The following is a 17,397-nucleotide window of genomic DNA, read 5'->3' as shown; positions in this document are numbered from 1 at the left end:
ATATTTGCGGCAATAAATCAAAAGAACGAGTTATGAATAACATTAAAAACTCTGTATTTTACATTACAATTATCGGTGGTTTTACGGCGTTGATATATTGGGTAATTTCAAAAGGTGCCGCATTAGAAGTGGGGCGCAACATCGTAAAAAAACAAATCGAAAGCAATCATTGGAATGACTTCCTGGATTCCATGGTTCATAATTTACAGCATCCATTAGCTATTCTATTGGCTCAGATTGTTACTATTATTTTAGTAGCACGTTTGTTTGGATGGTTTTTCAGAAAAATTGGCCAGCCATCTGTAATTGGAGAAATGATTGCAGGTATTGTTCTTGGACCTTCTTTGGTCGGAATGTATTTTCCTGAATTTTCAGCCGCTTTATTTCCAAAAGAATCTTTAGGAAACTTACAATTTTTAAGTCAGATTGGTTTAATTCTTTTCATGTTTGTTATCGGAATGGAATTGGATCTTAAGGTACTAAAAAACAAAGCTCATGATGCGGTTGTAATCAGCCACGCCAGTATTGTAATTCCGTTTGCTTTAGGATTAACGCTGGCTTATTTTATCTACCATACTTTTGCCCCAATTGGTGTCGAGTTTTCTTCTTTCGGATTATTTATGGGAATTGCCATGAGTATTACGGCTTTTCCTGTTTTGGCGAGGATAGTTCAGGAACGTGGCATGCAGAAAACAAAATTGGGAACCATTGCGATCACTTGCGCAGCCGCAGATGATATTACTGCATGGTGTATTCTTGCTGTTGTAATTGCAATTGTAAAGGCAGGTTCATTTACAAGTTCATTGTATGTAATTGGTTTAGCGATTTTATATGTAATTATAATGTTAAAAATCGTTCGTCCTTTCCTGAAACGTGTAGGCGATTTAAATGCAACGCGCGAAAGTCTAAATAAACCAGTTGTTGCGATTTTCTTTATTACACTTTTGGTTTCTGCTTATGCAGCAGAATTAATCGGAATTCATGCTTTATTTGGAGCTTTCTTGGCAGGAGCAATTATGCCCGAAAACAATAAATTTAGAAACATATTTATTGAAAAAGTAGAAGATGTAGCCATTATCGTTTTATTGCCATTATTCTTTGTATTTACTGGTTTACGTACACAAATTGGTTTGTTAAATGATCCCGAATTATGGAAAATTACAGGTTTAATTATTGCTGTTGCTGTAGCTGGTAAATTTTTCGGTAGTGCTTTGGCAGCGAAATTTGTCGGACAAAGCTGGAAAGATAGTTTGGCCATTGGAGCATTAATGAACACACGTGGTTTGATGGAACTTGTTGTTCTGAATATCGGTTACGATCTTGGAGTTTTATCTACAGAGATTTTTACGATGATGGTAATTATGGCTTTGGTTACGACTTTTATGACTGGCCCGGCTTTAGATTTTATCGGATTTATTTTTAAAGATAAAGAAACGGCTGTACCGGAAGAAATAGGAAGTAAGAGTAAATATAAAATTCTGCTTTCGTTTGCTACGCCGGAAAGAGGAAAAAAACTGCTTCAGATTGCCAACAGTTTGGTTAAAAAACAGCCGGATAATTCGATTGTAACAGCAATGCATTTGTCATTGAGTACAGAAATTCACTCTTTTGACGTGAAAGATCATGAGAAAAAAATGCTGATTCCGGTTGTCGAAGAATCCAATCGATTGAATCAAAAAGTGGTGAGTCTTTTTAAAGTTTCAAATGATATTGATACCGATATTATTGATTCAGCAAATCATGGAGAATATGATTTATTGCTGATTGGTTTAGGACAATCTATTTTTGATGGAACTTTGCTTGGAAAAATCCTTGGTTTTACAACACGAATTGTAAATCCGGATCGTTTGATTGATAAGTTTACCGGAAAAGAAGGTTTGTTTGAAAATAATCCATTTGATGAAAGAACCCGTCATATTTTGGCAAAAACTAAAATGCCGGTGGGTATTTTAATTGATAAAGATTTAGAAGAAATCAATCAGGTTTTCATTCCGGTTTTTAGTAAAGAAGATGCTTTTTTAATAGATTATGCTAAAAAATTAATCAATAATAATGGTTCGCAGATCACGGTTCTGGATGCCAGCGGTGAAGTAAAAAGCACTCGCGAGATTCAGGAAACCATCCGATCTATAGAACAGATTGCCCCAAATCACATTATGATTATGAATGACAGAACTATAAAGAAAGAGTTTCTGGATGGCCAGGATTTAATGATTATTAGTCTTGACAGCTGGAAAAAACTAATTGAGTCTCAAAGCACTTGGCTGAATAATACGCCTTCGGTTTTGATTCTTAAACCATAGATTTTAGAAACTCCAAAAAAAAATAAAATCCCAAATTCCAATTTTCTTATTGGAGTTTGGGATTTTTTTTTCAAGCAGAACTTTGTCAAAGTTTTAAACTTTGACAAAGTTTTTTTACGTGAATTTCGTTTGTTTTGTCATCCTGAGGCACGAAGGATCACACTCGGGAATCGACAAAGATTGGCGATTTTGCATGCAGAGTTTCTAGTGCGATCCTTCCTTCGTCAGGATGACACAAACGTTGCGTTAAAATTGAAATTTAAATTGGAATTTGGACTCGAGCGATAGCGAACAGGTGAAGCAATTTCAAAAAATTGGAATTTAATCCTTTAAAGTCCTAAATCAAGAACATACGAAATCTTAACCGCAATATTATCTTCAAATTTCAATAACTGATTGGGTCCGTAACGATAGAAACCAGCCAAACCAAAACCTTTGTAGATTTTGTTTAATTCTAATCCGGATTCGTAGAATCCTCTTTCAAGTGTTTTATAAGACGGACCAACATGCTGTTCCGGTTTTTCCATGTCACCCCAGGCCATTCTGGAAACGATAACTAATGAAGGTCTTATTTTTTTGAAAATCGTAATACGATCAAAACCATGTTTAATCTGGAACATTAAATATTGGCTTGAGAAAAATTCATTAAAAAACATGGTTTCAAAAGCGTTTCTTCCTGAAAAGGTGATACGTTGAACAATCGTTTCTTTGGTTAAATTATTCGGAGAAGTATTGTATAAATGTGTAATCGGCACATCTCCCATTGCTAAACCTGCCTGTAAAAGTAAACTCGTTTTCTGACGATTCAGGTATTTCTTTTCGTATTCAGCTTTAAAATCAATTTTGCTGAAAGTAAAATCATTGTCAAATACATTCGGCAAAGATTGCGTGTACTGAAAAGTAAATCTAGGAAACCTTTTTTCTGATTCATTTCTTCCTGTCGGAGTCTGCATAAAATCGCTGAAAGGTGCCCAAACAATAGACAGCATCGCAGTAGTCATCGTATAACTCGAATACAATTTTCCATCATGATTAAATAAATAATCAAATTTTGGTTCAATGTAATTTCTTGAAAATTCTAAAACAGCTTCTGTCTTCGGAATAATTTTGGTTTGGATATTACCGCGCCATCCCGTATATTCATAAAAAGTACTAATGTTAATTGGGCGTGGATCATAAATTTTAAAAACACGTTTGTCAACGGCAAAAACAGTACTTGCAATCTCACGAACGTCATCTGTATAATATCCGTTAAACCAGGTATTGGTGTATTTATCCAATAAAACACCTGCTCCTAAACTGTATTTAAAAGCACCATCTTTTGTTCCGTATGCAGTATAACCTTCAATGCGGAAATTTTTGGATAAACGGTCATTTGTTATTCCACCAAGACCAAGACGAAAACCTTCGTAATTATTATAACTGATAATCTTTTTTAAATCCAGGTCAACAGGTCCGATTGGATAAAAACCATTAATGATTTTTCGGCCAATTCCGAGACGTTTTTCAATTCGGTTACTGACAGAAATACTGTCCAGTAATTGATATGTTTTTTGGCTTTTTAAATCCAGATTTTCTTTTCGGTAGGCTTCCCAGAAACTTTCTGGTTTTTTAGCAGCATCGTCTTTAATTTCGATATAAAGCGAAGGGTTTTTTACCGGATTGTTGGTGTTGAAACGAACATCAAAGCTATTACTTTCAGAAAGCAGATAAGTGAAATCTGATGCCACTTTTTTTCTTGGTTCAAAATTTTCTTCAACATCGCCGTCAAATTGAATCGTTCCGCCAAGAATTCTAATATCATCATCATTCTTTCCTTTTACAATCTTAAAAGTCGTGTTGCTTTGGAACCAGATTTTCTCTTTCGGAATATATTCAAATTCATGAATACCGCTGATATCCAAAACACCTTTGATTCGCATTACGGCTTTAGCGACAGCAAAATTTTCTTTGTCAATATATAAAACACCTTCTAAACCGGAAGATCTTCGTTTCTGCTTATTTTTGAAATAAATCATATACGCGTCACGTCCTTTGATGCTGACCGTATCTAATAATTTATAATTGTAATTAGATGGTGCTGTATTTGAAATTGGGTTTTCGTATTTGGTTTCAAATAATTCGTACTTCGAGTCATAAATCGAAATCGACTGAAGATTAAACGCTAAAACTTCATAAATCGGCTGTTTAAAACCTGCAATTTTAGTTCCGAGAACCGTTTCTTTTAATTTGTTGTTTGTAAACTGATACTGCGAAACTTTTTCTGTTTGAAACAAATGCTGTTTGCTTACAATTTCTTTAAACTTATAATCAGAAGAATCTACATTGATTATTTTTTTATCTAAATCTTTATAAGATGCCGAAGAATCGATTCTACCGTCTATAGAATCCGGATTTGCCGTAACAATAAGCTTGTTGTAGGTTTTGTATTCGAAATTGCTGAGTTTTTTCTGCGGATCATTTTGCCATTTGCTGGCAATCACTTTTCGGATTATCGTTAAAGCCGGATTTTCATTGGAAACAACAACTTCTTTTAAATCATCTGTCTGTTGTACAAGTGAAACAGCATAAAAAGTTTTGTTTTTGATTAATGCGATAGTTTTCTTCTGAAAACCAACATAAGAAACCGTTAAAGTATTTGCTGATGCACTGATTTTGAAGATAAATTTCCCATCAACATCTGTAATAGTGTTGTTGTTTTCTGAAGTGGTAATCGTAGCAAACGGAAGAGGTTTGTTATTTGAATCGGTTACGATTCCGTTTATTTGAATTTGCGCCTGAAGTGTAAGCGTAAAAAACAAAGTCAAAAAACAAAATAGCTTCATACAGAATGATATAGTTTCAAAAACGAAAAGAATTTAATTTTCGTATGCAAAAATAGCAATAAAAAAATCCGTCTGATACAATAAACCAGACGGATTTTTTATTTTATTCCAAAACTAATTACACTTTCATGATTTCAGCTTCTTTTAAAGCTAATAATTCATCGATTTTTTTGATGTAAGAGTTTGTTAAGTTCTGAACTTCTTCTTCTGCAGATTTACAGATGTCTTCTGAAGTTCCTTCTTTTTCTAATTTTTTGATGTCCGTATTAGCATCTTTACGAGAATTACGAATACCAATTTTAGCATCTTCAGCCTCAGATTTTGCTTGTTTTGCTAAATCACGACGACGCTCTTCTGTTAATGGTGGTACGCTGATAATTACCATGTCACCATTATTCATTGGGTTAAAGCCAATGTTAGCGATCAAAATAGCTTTTTCAATTGCCTGCAGCATATTTTTTTCAAATGGCTGTAATGTAATTGTTCTCGCATCCGGAACGCTGATTTTAGATACTTGCGAAAGCGGTGTAGCAGATCCGTAATAATCAACAAATACACCTCCAAGCATAGCCGGAGAAGCTTTTCCTGCACGAATATTTAGAAATTCTTTTTCTAAGTGTGAAATCGTACCATTCATTGATTCTTCAGTACTTTCTAAAATAAAATCTATTTCTTCAGTCATTGTTTTTTAGTTTTCAGTTTTATTTTCAGTTTTCAGTTAAAGTCGTGTGACTGTAAACTGTTCCTGATGACTATATATTTACTACAGTTCCAATATTATCGCCTTGGCAGATTTTCAATAAGTTTCCGATTTTGTTCATATCGAAAACTACGATTGGTAATTTGTTTTCCTGACTTAAAGTAAATGCAGTAGTGTCCATTACATTTAATCCTTTTTTGATTACATCATCAAAAGAGATGAAATCAAATTTTACTGCAGATGCATTTTTCTCCGGGTCAGAATCGTAAACTCCGTCAACACGTGTCCCTTTTAAGATAACATCAGCGTTGATTTCGATTCCTCTTAAAACAGCAGCTGTATCCGTTGTGAAATATGGGTTTCCGGTTCCGGCACCAAAAATTACAATTCTGCCTTTTTCTAAGTGACGGTCTGCTCTTCTTTTAATGTATGGTTCTGCAATAGATTCCATTTTTAGCGCCGTCTGCAAACGCGTTTTCATTCCTTTGTCTTCAAGAGCACCTTGTAAAGCCATTCCGTTAATCACGGTAGCAAGCATTCCCATGTAATCGCCTTGAACTCTATCCATTCCAGAGCTTGCACCGGCAACTCCTCTAAATATATTTCCTCCTCCAATAACAATTGCAATTTCTACTCCTTTATCGTGAATCTGCTTAATTTCGTCGGCATATTCAGCTAATCTTTTCGGGTCGATACCATATTGTAAATCACCCATTAGGGCTTCGCCGCTAAGTTTTAGAAGAATTCTTTTATATTTCATGTGTGTGTCGCGTTAATTTGTGCAAATATAGACATATTCTGATTTTTAAAAATAATGTTTGCAAAAAATTAATTGCACATGCTATTTTAGGCTAAAAAAGCCTTTTACAGGCAAAATGAAATGGGATGTTTTTTATCGCAAAGAGCGCAAAGAATTTTGTGTAGATACTCTTTGAAGAGAAAAGTTCGCAAAGCTTTTTCAACACAAAGCTTTGCGAACTTAATAATTTCCTATTTCAGCATTTGGGATAAATTTCTTTGTGTCCTTTGCGTTAAATTCTCATTTCAAATTACGACTCAATGAAACTCAAACAAATTATTAAATGTGACAAATGTCATTTCGGCATCTTTCTAAATTTTGTATTTTTATTGTAACAAAAAATAAACAAATATGAAAAGTACTGTAGCCAAAGCATTATTCAATAGTCATTCTTATGCAGAATACCGAAAATTAGTAACCGATTTATTATCTGAAGGAAAATCAACCGGAAATGAACAGTCAGAAAGTTTGACTAACTATTCGAAATTGAATGAAGCGAGAATGAACAGGCTGGAGAAAACCATAAAAATTTCTGATGAAGTCGCTGAGAAACTTCAAAATCTGGACAATCATTATATTTGGTTAGTTTTGTCAGAAGGCTGGTGCGGTGATGCGGCACAAATTCTTCCTGTTTTAGATAAAATGGCTCATGTTTCTAACAAAAGAATTGATCTAAGAATTGCACTTCGCGATGAAAACGACGATTTGATGAATCAATATTTAACGAATGGCGGAAGAGCAATTCCGAAAGTGATTATAATTTGCAAAGAAGCGGGAATTGTTCGCGCAGATTGGGGACCAAGACCAAAAGGAGCATCTGAATTGATGGCGACACATAAAAGAGAAGTTGGGCCAATTGATGAAAAAATAAAAACCGATTTACAGTTGTGGTATTTGGCAGATAAAGGAATTTCTGTACAAGAAGAATTGCTTGAAATTATGGAGAATATTAAGTATAATCGATTGTGATTTTTTTTGTTTTCGCGATAGTTTTGGGAGAACGACTTCCATGAAAAGCTCTCAAAACTTCGATTCGCATTTCAGTTATACGGTATATAATCAGATAAGAGCCTAGTATAATATTGCGATATTTTTTACTTTTTGTTACTAGATGACGACATTCAGGATGGATTAAATATTCTTTTGATAAAGTGTCTAAAGAAGAGTATATTTCGGCAATAAAAGCGTCTGCAAGTCTGATACCGAAAGTTTCAGTTCCATATTCATGAATTAAGGGTAGATCTACAAAATCAAAAAGGGCAGAAGTAACTACTTTTTTCTTTGTAATCGCCATGTTTCAAAATTCTTCTTAGATTCTTCCAAAGTGTAAAAAGTTCCTTCTTCAGCTTCTTTAATCATTGAAGTGAATTTTTTTTGAGACATTGGTTTTCCGGGGGTCGCAAGATTGTCAGAGTTATTTTTTTTTGTCTTCATAAAAGTAAAGTTAGTAAAAAGATTTGAAAAGAACTGTTAAATAATAGGACTTATCAAATAATGCGACCTGTAATGACTATTTGTTTTAGAAAAGTAATCGTTGTGAAATTGTTGATAACGTGTTGGTAATAAATCAAATAAGATGTTAAATAATAGGTTCTAAATTTTTATTTCGTCTAGAATTTTGTATCTTAGTGATACTAATCCCACTTCTATTATAACTTTCTGATTTACTCTTTTTATTGGTGTTTAATTTAATGTTTAACAATTAAAAGTGCACTATTATGAAAAAGTTATTCGAAAGGTTTTATGATTTCTTCTCTCAATTTTTATTTGGAGGAAAAAATGTGCCTCACTATTAACTCAGGATAAGTATGAAATAGCATTACTTATTACAAGAGCCTGGCACATTATGTTTTTATGTAATGTGCTTTTTTATTTTTAGAAAGCAGTTATTCTGAGGTTTCGGATTTATAATAAAAGAAATCCTGAAGTGTTACGCCAAAAGAGATGCCACCAATACTTTTTTGGTCATGAAGCGGAAAAGCATAATCACTTATTTCAGCAAAAATGATAAAATCATCTGAACCAATTCCAAGTTTTAGTTTTTTGTATTCTCCGTTTAAATTTCCACGACCTAAAGCAAATCCTTTTCCGTAACCGGCCTGAAGCATAATTCGGGTTTCCGGACCAACTTTTGGACTAAAACCCAGATTTAGAAAAACGGGTACAGCAACAATTTTGTTATCCCATTTCCAGTCAATACCGCTGTGAACTCCTAATGTTAGCCATTTTTTATAATGAACTCCATAGCCAATTTGTGAACCAAGTCCATTTGGAACAAAAAAGGCAGTTGTAGAAGTCGATTCAGGTTCGTAATAGTAATTATCTCTGTCAGGATTTCCGGTTATAGAAACTGCAATATCAAATTGGGTATAAGTGAATTTAGTTATCTGACTGTATATGAAAGAATTAAAAAAAGTAATAAACGCAATAGTCAGTAAAATTCTTTTCATACAGGATTTTATTTTTTTAAAAGTTCTTCTTCAAACAAAGTAATATCGATTGCATTTTTGACATCATAATCACCAATTTTAGTTCGGCGTAAAACAGTCAAATGTGAACCTGAATTCATCGCTTTTCCAAAATCGTAAGCAAGTGAACGAATATAAGTTCCTTTAGAGCAAACGACTCTGAAATCTACTTCAGGCAATGCGATTCTTGTAATTTCAAATTCGTGGATAGTTGTTTTTCTGCTCTCAATTTCTATAGATTCTCCGGCGCGTGCATGCTCGTACAAACGAACACCATCTTTTTTAATTGCCGAAAAAATAGGCGGTTTTTGATCAATTTCGCCTAAAAATTGTTTTACCGTTTCATGAATCAAAGCTTCATCAATATGATCTGTTGGGAAAGTCTGATCGATTTCAGTTTCCAAATCATAAGATGGAGTAGTGGCTCCAATGTAAAAAGTTCCGGTATATTCTTTTGCCTGACCTTGAAGCTCCGATATTTTTTTTGTGAATTTTCCGGTACAGATTAATAAAAGTCCGCTTGCTAAAGGATCTAAAGTTCCGGCATGACCAATTTTGAACTTTTTAGGAAGTCCAACTTTATTAATTAAAAGGTATTTTAATTTATTGACAGCTTGAAACGAACTCCATTTTAATGGTTTGTCAATCAATAAAACTTGTCCGTTTAAATATTCTTCAGGTGTCATTATATAATCGTAAGCGGGTGAATGAAAAAGTGAATCAGTAATAAAATGATTCCGGCAAGAATTCTGTAATAACCAAAAACTTTAAAACCATTTTTAGTTAAGAATCCAATAAAAGTTTTGATAGCCAAAAGTGCGACAATAAACGCCACAATATTTCCAATAATAAGCATGTTTACCTGATCGTGAGATAATTCAAAACCTGCTTTGTAATAATCGTAACATTTTTTTGCTGTAGCTCCCAACATAGTTGGAACTGCAAGGAAAAAAGAAAATTCAGCAGCCGAAGTTCTGGTCAATTTTTGAGCCATACCTCCAACAATACTGGCTCCGCTTCGTGAAACTCCGGGAATCATGGCCAAACATTGAAACAAGCCAATTTTTAATGCTTTTGCGTATGTAATTTCAGTTGAAACTTCCGGATCGTTTGGTTTGTTAAACCATTCGTCTACTTTCAATAAAATAATTCCTCCAAGAAGAAGTGAAACAGCTACAGTAACAGGATTCTCCAGCAAACCGTCAATAAAGTCACTTAAAAGTAATCCTAAAACAACCGCTGGAATAAAAGCAACTAAAAGTTTAAAGTAAAAATCAAAGGTTTGAAAGAAACGTTTGAAATATAAAATTACCACAGAAAGAATGGCACCAAGCTGAATTACAATGGTAAAAAGTTTAGTAAAATCATCATGCGCAATTCCGAAAAAAGAAGACGCAATAATCATGTGTCCAGTTGAAGATACTGGCAGAAATTCTGTGATTCCTTCAATAATAGCAAGAACAATAGCTTGTAATGTATTCATTTAGAATTTTAGATTTTAGATTTCAGATTTTAGATTATTTCTTTCGCTTTGCTCAGATTATTAAAATCTACAAATCTATTTATTTAGATTTTTTGAAAATAGAATAAATCGTGATTCCGAAACCAATTAAAACAGTTGTCGGTGCCAAACGGATACGTCTAAAGCTGAAAATATCTTCGTTAAAAACATTTGGATCTTTACTTCCTCCGCCAGACATTAAAATAAATCCGATGGCAATAACAGCAATACCAATTAAAAGGATTTTGTAATTGATGCTGTCAAAAAGGAATTCCTGTTTTTGAACTTGTTGTTCTTCTTTATTGTTATTTTTCATTTTTTATATTTTGTTTCCCTTTAATAGCAAGGGTGTTTTTTTATTTATTTGTCAGCCTGAGCGAAATCGAAGGCACTTTTTAAAATCTAAAATCTAAATTCAGAAATCTAAAATTAATAAAGATCGTCAGTTCTTAAGTTAAGGAAACGCTGAGTTGCAAAATGTGTACTTACCCAAGTAATTAAAACACCTAATCCGAAAACGGCAATTAAAACCAAACCAGTTAAGGCTTTGTCTTCTAGAATTCCTAAACCAGGGAAATTAGTGTCTACATACAGTAAAAGTGCGATTAAAGCAATGATGGCTAAACCGGCACCAAGCATTCCAAGTTTTACGCTTCGCATTACAAAAGGTTTACGGATAAACGCTTTTGTAGCTCCAACCATCTGCATGGTTTTAATGATAAAACGATTAGAGTGTATTGATAAACGAAGTGAACTGTTTATTAATAAAACAGCAATAACGGTAAGGAAACCACTGACAATTAAAATCCACATACTTACTTTTTTGATGTTGTCATTTACCAGATTTACCAATTGTTTATCGTAAACAATATCAGAAATCATAGCATTTTTACGCAGACGATTTTCAATTTTCACAATGCTGTCTCTTTCAACATAATCTGCTTTTAAATGAATATCGTATGAATTCAATAAAGGATTTTCTCCTAAGAAAGTAAGGAAATCTTCTCCGATAATGTCAGTATGTTCTTTTGCCGCTTTTTCTTTAGAAACATAAACATGAGAAAGTGCAAAAGGAGCTCTTTTTAATTCGGTATCAAATGCTTTGATAATACTGTCATTTGCTTCATTTTTGAAAAAAACCGTCATCGCGATTTTTTCTTTAAAGTCGTCTGCCAGCTGTTTAGAATTGATAATGAATAATCCCAGTACTCCCAAAAGGAATAAAACCAAGAATACACTTAACACTACCGAAAAATAAGAGGAAATTAACCTGCGTTTTTGAAATTTATCAAAGTTAGAACTCATAGTCTGCTTAAATTATGTGGTAAAAATAATAAAGTATTTCCTGTATTTAAAGTTAATAACAAACTTTTATAATTAAAAGTATAATTTAGATATTGAAAAAATGAGAGTTTAACCGTAAAGCTTCGTGTTAAATTTAACCGCAAAGTTCGCAAAGTAAAAAAGTATAGCCACAAATTAAAAGGATTCACATAGATTTTAAAAATCATTTTAATCCTTTTAATCTGTGGCTAGAAAAGCAAAGCTTGCGTTTTGTATTTTAAATATAGCCCGTGGTTTCAACCACGGGAACACAATCATGGTTACAATTTGTACTCCCGTGGTTGAAACCACGGGTTATGTTTGACAATAAGATTTAAAAAAAATATATTGAAACTTGTCTAAATGTAAAGTTCGCAAAGCTTTGTCTAAAATACAGCTTTGCGAACCTTGCGTTTTGTAAACGTATAGTTTGATTAAAATTTAGCGTGCCTTGCGGTTAAGAAAGAAATCTTAGTATCTCACAATCTTATTTAACCTTATAAACCTCTATGCTTTTTAACCAATAAACATGACGAGGCCCACTTGCAATATCATTTTTGCACAGCCCAATCATTTCACCGTTTTTCACTGGTTTGCCATTTTCTTCGAAGATGATGTAAGCATTGTCTCCCGTTGGATTATTGAAAATTTCTGCCCATGAAAAAGTAGCTTTATAATCGTCGGAAGCGCTTTCTACAATATAGAAGTTTCTGTCTTTATGATCGGTTTGTTTGATTTTTGCTTTATCTAAAATATCTCTCAAAAGAACAGCTTTACAAGATTTAACCTCTCTTTTAATTGCGCCTCCTTTACCAGTTATTTTGAGATTTTCAATAGTTACTACTTTCATCTTTTTCAAAGAATCGACAGTTAATTGCAGTTGATTTTCAACTTCTCCTTTTATTTCGATAGTATGATTGGCAAGTTTTAAACTGTCTTCGGCCGTAAGAACGGTATGTTCATGTTTCGGTTTATCTGATATTTTTTCAACAGAAACAGTTTCTTCTTTATCTTTTTTGGAAGAATTGCACATGGAACAGGAAAAAGCAATGAATAGAATTAAAATGTAGTTTTTTGTTTTCATAAAATGGAATAGTTAATGGAGATTCAATATTACGTATTTTTACTTAATTTGAATAAGTATTTTGTTATTTTATTTGTTTGCCAGTGAAATAGCTTTGTAACAAACAACAATAAATGTAAATTTGCCGCTAAAATAATTTAGTGAAAAGCTTAGAACCTTAGTAACTTAGAATCTTAGTCACTTAGAAATGAAGTACAATCCAAACGAAATTGAAGCCAAATGGCAAAAATATTGGGCAGAAAATCAAACTTTTGCAGCAAAAAATAACTCTGAAAAGCCGAAACATTATGTTCTCGACATGTTTCCTTATCCGTCCGGAGCAGGATTACACGTTGGGCATCCGCTGGGGTATATTGCTTCAGATGTGTATTCTCGTTTCAAAAGACATCAGGGTTTCAATGTTTTGCACCCAATGGGTTACGATAGTTTCGGATTGCCTGCAGAACAATATGCAATTCAGACAGGACAACGTCCGGAAGATACAACACGTGTAAATATTGACGGTGGTGTTGACAAAGAAGGAAAACAAATTGCTGGTTATAGAAAACAATTAGATAAAATCGGTTTTTCTTTTGACTGGGCACGTGAAGTGCGTACGTCAAATCCGGATTATTACAAACATACACAATGGATTTTTATCCAGTTGTTCAATTCTTGGTACAATAAAAATACAGACAAAGCAGAAGATATTTCAACTTTAGTTTCAATTTTTGAAAAAGAAGGAAATGCAAATGTAAATGCAGTTTCTGACGATAATATTGCTGTTTTTCCGTCAAGCGAATGGAACTCTTTTTCATCAGATGAGCAAGAAAAAATTCTTTTACAATATAGATTAACGTATTTGGCAGAAACCGAAGTAAACTGGTGTCCTGGCTTAGGAACTGTTTTGGCAAACGACGAAATTGTAAACGGAGTTTCAGAGCGTGGAGGCTTTCCTGTTATAAGAAAAAAAATGACACAATGGAGTATGCGAATTTCTGCTTATGCCGAACGCTTGCTTCAAGGTCTAAATGATATCGATTGGAGCGAGTCAATTAAAGAGTCACAAAGAAACTGGATCGGGAAATCGGTTGGAGCTTTGGTAACTTTTAATGTGAAAGATCATAACGAAGTAATTGAAGTTTTCACAACTCGTCCTGATACAATTTTTGGAGTAACTTTTATGACTTTGGCGCCAGAACATGATTTGGTGGCTAAAATTACAACTCCTGAACAAAAAGCAGAAGTTGAAGCGTATATCGAAAAAACAGCAAAACGTTCTGAGCGTGAGCGTATGGCCGATGTAAAAAACATTTCGGGTGCATTTACTGGTGCTTATGCGGAACATCCATTTACAAAAGAACCAATTCCGGTTTGGATTGGAGATTATGTTTTAGCAGGTTACGGAACAGGTGCTGTAATGGCGGTTCCTTGCGGAGACGAAAGAGATTACGCTTTTGCTAATTTCTTTAAAGGTCAGAACGGAATGCAGGAAATCAAAAACATTTTCGCAAATGTTGATATTTCTGAAGCGGCTTACGGATCAAAAGACAACGTTGAAATCGCAAATTCTGATTTCTTAAATGGTTTAGATTATAAAAAAGGAACTCAGAAAGCGATTGAAAAGTTAGAAGAAATCGGACAAGGAAAAGGTAAAACCAATTACCGTTTGCGTGATGCTGTTTTCTCTCGCCAACGTTATTGGGGTGAGCCGTTCCCAGTTTATTATGTGAATGGATTACCAAAAATGATCGAGTCTCAGCATTTGCCAATTATTTTGCCGGAAGTTGAGAAATACTTGCCAACTGAAGATGGTTTACCACCATTAGGAAACGCAGCAGTTTGGGCTTGGGACAGTGTTAAGTGTTCAGTAGTTAGTACGCAGTTGATTGACAATGTGACTATTTTTCCTTTAGAATTGAACACTATGCCAGGATGGGCGGGAAGTTCATGGTACTGGATGCGTTATATGGATGCTCACAATGAAAATGAATTTGCAAGCAAAGAAGCTTTGGCTTACTGGGAAAGTGTAGATTTATACATTGGAGGAAGCGAGCACGCAACGGGTCATTTATTGTATTCTCGTTTCTGGAACAAATTCTTAAAAGACAAAGGTTTTGCTCCAACCGAAGAGCCATTCAAAAAACTGATCAATCAGGGAATGATTTTAGGTACAACGGCTTATGTTTACCGATTGGAAGGAACGAATACTTTTGTTTCTAAAAACAAAATTGAAGGTCAAAATGTACAGCCAATTCGTGTTGATGTAAATTTTGTTAATTCTTCAGATGAATTAAATATTGAAAAGTTCAAAGCTTGGAGAGAAGATTTTAATACGGCTGAATTTGTTTTGGATGAAAACGGAAAATACATTGTAGGACGCGAAGTGGAAAAAATGTCTAAGTCATATTACAATGTAGTAACGCCAGATGATATTTGCGCAGAATATGGAGCGGATACATTACGTTTATACGAAATGTTCTTAGGTCCGTTGGAACAGGCAAAACCTTGGAATACTGCCGGAATTTCCGGAGTATTTGGTTTCTTGAAAAAACTATGGAGATTGTATTTTGATGACAACGGTTTAATCGTAAACAACGACGAACCAACAAAAGACAATTTGAAATCATTGCATAAAACCATCAAAAAAGTAGCAGAAGATATCGAGAATTTCTCTTTCAATACTTCGGTTTCTCAGTTTATGATTTGTGTGAATGAATTGTCTTCTCAAAACTGTCATTCAAGAGCGATTTTAGAGCCCTTAGCGATTTTAGTTTCGCCTTATGCACCGCATATCGCTGAAGAATTATGGTCACAATTAGGAAACACAACTTCAATTTCAGAAGTGGCGTTCCCAATTTTTGAAGAGAAACACTTAGTTGAAACTAATAAAGAATACCCGGTTTCTTTCAACGGAAAAATGCGTTTCACAATCGAATTGCCTTTGGATTTAACCAAAGAACAAATCGAAGAAATCGTTATGAAAGACGAAAGAACTCAAAAACACTTAGACGGCAGAACGCCAAACAAAGTGATTATTGTTCCTGGGAAAATAATTAACCTAGTCGGTTAATTATTTTAAAATTCCAATAATTAAAATTCCAAATTCCAATTTTACGATTGGGGTTTGGGATTTTTTTTGTGTTTAATTTTTTGCCACGAATTGCACTAATTTACACGAATTTTTATTTTTAAAATCGCTTAGTTTGTCATCCTGAGGAACGAAGGATCACACGCGAAACTCGACAAAGATGAGCGATTCAGTTTGCGGAATATCTTGTGTGATCCTTCGTTTCTCAGGATGACAAGATTGGGGAAAAACTTTGCGACCTAGCGGCTTTGCGAGCAAAATAACTCGCGTTCTTTGCGTAAACTCTTTGCGTACCTTGCGGTTAAAAAACACACCAAGCATTGGAGTTTTAATTTTTTTTATTGGAATTTTCCCCCGTAAACATTGGGATTTGGAATTTAATTATTGAAAATTTTTAAATGCATTGTAACATTTTAATAGTTGCCGTATCAAAAGCACGGATCCGATTTAATTAACAACTTAAAACTATTAAAAATGAAAAAGTATATCATCTTAATTATCGCATTCTTATTCTCAGCATTATGTCTAAATGTTTTCGCTCAAACAAAATCATATCCTTTTGAAGTTCTTAAAACCGGAAAAGGAAAACAAACTATTATATTCATTCCCGGATTTGCTTCTGCTGGAGAGGTTTGGAATGAAACCCGAGCTGCTTTCGAGAAAGATTTTACTTGCTATACATTAACAATGGCCGGATTTGCCGGAGTAAAGCCACAGCCAAATCCTTCATTTGAAAATTGGAAAAATGGAATTGCATCGTACATCAGAGACAATAAAATTGAAAAACCAATCTTGATTGGTCATAGTATGGGCGGTGGATTAGCTTTAGCAATTGCCTCTGATTATCCTGAATTGACAGGTAAAATTGTAGTGGTAGATGCTTTGCCTTGTTTGGCGGCTTTGAGCGATCCGTCTTTTAAATCAAAAGAAAACAATGACTGTTCGCCAATGGTTACTCAAATGAAAGCCATGAACGAGACTCAGTTTCGCGACATGCAGAAACAAACTATGCCAAGGCTTTTAGAAGATAAATCGAAATTGGATATGGTTGTAGATTGGAGCGTAAAATCAGATCGAACAACATTTGCTGAAATGTATTGTGATTTTTTCAATACCGATTTAAGAGATAAAATTGCAGCTATAAAATGTCCGTCTTTAATTTTATTAGAATATTATTTTATAAATTTAAAACCAGCAATTGAAGGGCAGTATACAAACCTGAAAACAGCCAATTTTCAATATGCCAGCAAAGGCTTGCATTTTATAATGTATGATGACACAACCTGGTATTTGGCACAATTGAATCATTTTTTAAAATCTTAAA

The 17,397-nt window shown here is 34.0% G+C and carries 15 protein-coding genes; 4 read left to right on the top strand and 11 right to left on the bottom strand.

Annotated elements, in window-relative coordinates; genetic code table 11:
- The first annotated feature begins 32 nt into the window (after positions 1-32).
- Positions 33-2,303 (top strand): cation:proton antiporter, encoded by a 2,271-nt coding sequence (locus HYN56_RS02975; RefSeq protein ID WP_109190816.1) that lies wholly within the window; start codon positions 33-35, stop codon positions 2,301-2,303.
- Between the two features lie 329 nt (positions 2,304-2,632).
- Here the strand turns inward: HYN56_RS02975 and HYN56_RS02970 are convergent, their stop codons facing one another.
- The 3 genes from HYN56_RS02970 to pyrH form a co-directional block, all read right to left on the bottom strand.
- Positions 2,633-5,128 (bottom strand): DUF5686 family protein, encoded by a 2,496-nt coding sequence (locus tag HYN56_RS02970; protein ID WP_109190815.1) that lies wholly within the window; start codon positions 5,126-5,128, stop codon positions 2,633-2,635.
- A gap of 118 nt (positions 5,129-5,246) precedes the next feature.
- Positions 5,247-5,810 carry a ribosome recycling factor gene (gene frr, locus HYN56_RS02965; protein WP_109190814.1) on the bottom strand — a complete coding sequence of 188 codons (564 nt, stop codon included), beginning with the start codon at positions 5,808-5,810 and terminating at the stop codon, positions 5,247-5,249.
- A 70-nt stretch (positions 5,811-5,880) separates the two neighbouring features.
- Positions 5,881-6,588 carry a UMP kinase gene (gene pyrH / locus HYN56_RS02960; protein ID WP_109190813.1) on the bottom strand — a complete coding sequence of 236 codons (708 nt, stop codon included), beginning with the start codon at positions 6,586-6,588 and terminating at the stop codon, positions 5,881-5,883.
- Positions 6,589-6,978: 390 nt separating this feature from the next.
- Between pyrH and HYN56_RS02955 the strand changes: the two genes are divergently transcribed.
- Positions 6,979-7,596: a thioredoxin family protein gene (locus HYN56_RS02955; protein ID WP_109190812.1), complete on the top strand. Its 618-nt coding sequence runs from the start codon at positions 6,979-6,981 to the stop codon at positions 7,594-7,596.
- On the opposite strand, the gene HYN56_RS02950 is transcribed toward HYN56_RS02955, so the two are convergent.
- The 8 genes from HYN56_RS02950 to HYN56_RS02920 all read right to left on the bottom strand — a co-directional run bounded on the left by HYN56_RS02950 (position 7,577) and on the right by HYN56_RS02920 (position 13,003).
- Positions 7,577-7,921, bottom strand: a complete 345-nt coding sequence (locus HYN56_RS02950; protein WP_109190811.1) for a type II toxin-antitoxin system RelE/ParE family toxin — start codon at positions 7,919-7,921, stop codon at positions 7,577-7,579. The genes HYN56_RS02955 and HYN56_RS02950 overlap by 20 nt on opposite strands.
- Positions 7,897-8,061, bottom strand: a complete 165-nt coding sequence (locus tag HYN56_RS24995) for a hypothetical protein (protein ID WP_167398265.1) — start codon at positions 8,059-8,061, stop codon at positions 7,897-7,899. Before HYN56_RS24995 ends, HYN56_RS02950 begins: the two co-directional genes overlap by 25 nt.
- Before the next feature lie 452 nt (positions 8,062-8,513).
- Positions 8,514-9,077 (bottom strand): hypothetical protein, encoded by a 564-nt coding sequence (locus HYN56_RS02945; protein ID WP_109190810.1) that lies wholly within the window; start codon positions 9,075-9,077, stop codon positions 8,514-8,516.
- Between the two features lie 8 nt (positions 9,078-9,085).
- Complete coding sequence (truB, locus tag HYN56_RS02940; RefSeq protein WP_109190809.1) at positions 9,086-9,781, bottom strand: tRNA pseudouridine(55) synthase TruB; 696 nt, start codon at positions 9,779-9,781, stop codon at positions 9,086-9,088.
- Positions 9,781-10,578, bottom strand: coding sequence for an undecaprenyl-diphosphate phosphatase (locus HYN56_RS02935; protein WP_109190808.1), 798 nt, complete (start codon positions 10,576-10,578; stop codon positions 9,781-9,783). The genes truB and HYN56_RS02935 overlap by 1 nt, the downstream gene beginning before the upstream one ends.
- Before the next feature lie 79 nt (positions 10,579-10,657).
- Positions 10,658-10,912: a DUF3098 domain-containing protein gene (locus tag HYN56_RS02930; protein ID WP_109190807.1), complete on the bottom strand. Its 255-nt coding sequence runs from the start codon at positions 10,910-10,912 to the stop codon at positions 10,658-10,660.
- Between the two features lie 113 nt (positions 10,913-11,025).
- Positions 11,026-11,901 (bottom strand): cell division protein FtsX, encoded by an 876-nt coding sequence (locus HYN56_RS02925; protein ID WP_109190806.1) that lies wholly within the window; start codon positions 11,899-11,901, stop codon positions 11,026-11,028.
- A gap of 505 nt (positions 11,902-12,406) precedes the next feature.
- Positions 12,407-13,003: a molybdopterin-dependent oxidoreductase gene (locus HYN56_RS02920; RefSeq protein WP_109190805.1), complete on the bottom strand. Its 597-nt coding sequence runs from the start codon at positions 13,001-13,003 to the stop codon at positions 12,407-12,409.
- 187 nt (positions 13,004-13,190) lie between these two features.
- Here HYN56_RS02920 and leuS point away from each other — a divergent pair, with 187 nt between their 5' ends.
- Positions 13,191-16,055 (top strand): leucine--tRNA ligase, encoded by a 2,865-nt coding sequence (gene leuS, locus HYN56_RS02915; protein WP_109190804.1) that lies wholly within the window; start codon positions 13,191-13,193, stop codon positions 16,053-16,055.
- Positions 16,056-16,547: 492 nt separating this feature from the next.
- On the top strand, positions 16,548-17,396 hold the full coding sequence (locus tag HYN56_RS02910) for an alpha/beta fold hydrolase (RefSeq protein WP_109194703.1): 849 nt from the start codon (positions 16,548-16,550) through the stop codon (positions 17,394-17,396).
- Position 17,397: the final 1 nt, after the last annotated feature.

The sequence above is a fragment of the Flavobacterium crocinum genome, assembly GCF_003122385.1.
In the GTDB taxonomy this organism is placed as follows: domain Bacteria; phylum Bacteroidota; class Bacteroidia; order Flavobacteriales; family Flavobacteriaceae; genus Flavobacterium; species Flavobacterium crocinum.
Note: the sequence above shows the minus strand (reverse complement) of the source record. Positions and strands in the feature narration are given on the sequence as shown.

Coding starts and splice junctions, on each gene's coding strand:
- HYN56_RS02975 (WP_109190816.1), top strand. CDS start 33: ATGAATAACATTAAAAACTCTGTATTTTACATTACAATTATCGGTGGT.
- HYN56_RS02970 (WP_109190815.1), bottom strand. CDS start 5,128: ATGAAGCTATTTTGTTTTTTGACTTTGTTTTTTACGCTTACACTTCAG.
- frr (WP_109190814.1), bottom strand. CDS start 5,810: ATGACTGAAGAAATAGATTTTATTTTAGAAAGTACTGAAGAATCAATG.
- pyrH (WP_109190813.1), bottom strand. CDS start 6,588: ATGAAATATAAAAGAATTCTTCTAAAACTTAGCGGCGAAGCCCTAATG.
- HYN56_RS02955 (WP_109190812.1), top strand. CDS start 6,979: ATGAAAAGTACTGTAGCCAAAGCATTATTCAATAGTCATTCTTATGCA.
- HYN56_RS02950 (WP_109190811.1), bottom strand. CDS start 7,921: ATGGCGATTACAAAGAAAAAAGTAGTTACTTCTGCCCTTTTTGATTTT.
- HYN56_RS24995 (WP_167398265.1), bottom strand. CDS start 8,061: ATGAAGACAAAAAAAAATAACTCTGACAATCTTGCGACCCCCGGAAAA.
- HYN56_RS02945 (WP_109190810.1), bottom strand. CDS start 9,077: ATGAAAAGAATTTTACTGACTATTGCGTTTATTACTTTTTTTAATTCT.
- truB (WP_109190809.1), bottom strand. CDS start 9,781: ATGACACCTGAAGAATATTTAAACGGACAAGTTTTATTGATTGACAAA.
- HYN56_RS02935 (WP_109190808.1), bottom strand. CDS start 10,578: ATGAATACATTACAAGCTATTGTTCTTGCTATTATTGAAGGAATCACA.
- HYN56_RS02930 (WP_109190807.1), bottom strand. CDS start 10,912: ATGAAAAATAACAATAAAGAAGAACAACAAGTTCAAAAACAGGAATTC.
- HYN56_RS02925 (WP_109190806.1), bottom strand. CDS start 11,901: ATGAGTTCTAACTTTGATAAATTTCAAAAACGCAGGTTAATTTCCTCT.
- HYN56_RS02920 (WP_109190805.1), bottom strand. CDS start 13,003: ATGAAAACAAAAAACTACATTTTAATTCTATTCATTGCTTTTTCCTGT.
- leuS (WP_109190804.1), top strand. CDS start 13,191: ATGAAGTACAATCCAAACGAAATTGAAGCCAAATGGCAAAAATATTGG.
- HYN56_RS02910 (WP_109194703.1), top strand. CDS start 16,548: ATGAAAAAGTATATCATCTTAATTATCGCATTCTTATTCTCAGCATTA.